Raw genomic sequence first — 612 nt, 5'->3', positions numbered from 1 at the left:
CCTTCCAATTTAGCCTTTTCTCTGTCTCTTTTTGCTATCTCTTCTAATGTGTTAAACATTTTTGGCACCTCCATTTCTTTTAGCTCTTCGAACCTTTCTTCTATCTCTTTGTAATCTGTCCTCTTTCCGAACAGTTCTATGAATGCGTTTCTGTGTTTATTAAATTTCTCTTTTTCTTCTTCCGGCAATTTCAATAATATATCTTTATTTATAATCTTTANCAACTCTTCTGCGTTTTTTATCCTTACGTTTGGTTTGTCCGTTAATAAGATTACCCCTAGTGCCTTCTTCATGTTTATTATCGTTTCTTCTTTTATATTACTTAAATTTATTAGTTCATAATTTGCTTTTATTAAATACTCTTCCATGTTTTTTATCTCTGTTATCTTCTCTTTTACATCCATTGGTGATGTCCATTTTGCTTTTCCATCGTAAAAGACCATCCCTATTATGACTGGTAGTTTGAATCCTTTTTGTTCTGATTCTTTTTTGTGACTATTCACATATCGTTCCCATATTCTTACCTTATATGCCAACATCCTGAATGCCATAAGTTGGTCAACTTTACTTTGATGCTCTAACAATAAGTATATGTATATATCTTGACCGTTT

General features: G+C 31.6%; 1 protein-coding gene. It reads right to left on the bottom strand.

All coding sequences use genetic code 11. The annotated features are described in order from the left end of the window. Positions 1-221 precede the first annotated feature (221 nt). A partial coding sequence (locus NAAC61_RS10905) for an Rpn family recombination-promoting nuclease/putative transposase (protein ID WP_237729893.1) occupies positions 222-612 on the bottom strand: 391 nt, incomplete at both ends.

It is taken from the genome of Petrotoga sp. 8T1HF07.NaAc.6.1 (genome assembly GCF_016772115.1).
Lineage (GTDB): Bacteria > Thermotogota > Thermotogae > Petrotogales > Petrotogaceae > Petrotoga > Petrotoga mobilis.
Note: the sequence above shows the minus strand (reverse complement) of the source record. Positions and strands in the feature narration are given on the sequence as shown.